This window comes from Mesorhizobium sp. M7A.F.Ca.CA.002.09.1.1 (genome assembly GCF_003998555.1).
Lineage (GTDB): Bacteria > Pseudomonadota > Alphaproteobacteria > Rhizobiales > Rhizobiaceae > Mesorhizobium > Mesorhizobium ciceri.
Genome location: NZ_RZRR01001521.1, coordinates 1 through 583, shown reverse-complemented (window position 1 = coordinate 583; position 583 = coordinate 1). Strand labels below are relative to the sequence as shown.

Here is a 583-nt window from a genome sequence, read left to right as displayed (position 1 = left end):
GGTATGGAACAGGGCACTGTGCGCCAGAACTTCTCGCACGGCCGCACCAAGCAGGTCGTCGTCGAAACCAAGAAGCGCAAGTTCTCGATGCCCGGCGACAAGCCGGAGCCTGTTGCCGCCCCCGTCTTCACACCGAAGCCGGCGGTCGTGGCCGCACCCGTCGTCGTGCCGGAAGCACCGAAGGCGCCGCCACCCCCGCCGCCCCCGGCCCCGGTCGAGCGCAGCGGCATGGTGCTGAACGAACTGTCGCGCAGTGAAATGGAAGCACGCCGCAGGGCGCTCGAGGGCTCGAAGGTTCGCGAGGTCGAGGACCGCCAGCGCGCCGCCGAGGATGCCAAGCGTCGCGCCGAGGACGAAGAGCGCCGCAAGCGCGAACGCGATGAATCCGCGCGCCGCCAGGCCGAGGAAGAAGCACGGTTGCAGACCGAGGCCGAATCCCGCCGTCGGGCCGAGGAAGAGGCGCGTCGCCGCGCGCCATTGGCTGCCGAACTGGCAACAGTCGATGACGAGGAAGTGGCCAAGCCGAAGCGGGTTGGTGCCGGCGCACCGGTGCGCCGTCCGGTCACGCCTGAAGTGGCGCGTC

At 70.2% G+C, this 583-nt stretch carries 1 protein-coding gene; it reads left to right on the top strand.

Translation table 11 applies throughout. The annotated features are described in order from the left end of the window. Window positions 1–583, top strand: a 583-nt coding sequence (locus EN994_RS34415; RefSeq protein WP_206530583.1) for a translation initiation factor IF-2 associated domain-containing protein, incomplete at both ends; no start/stop codon positions are given.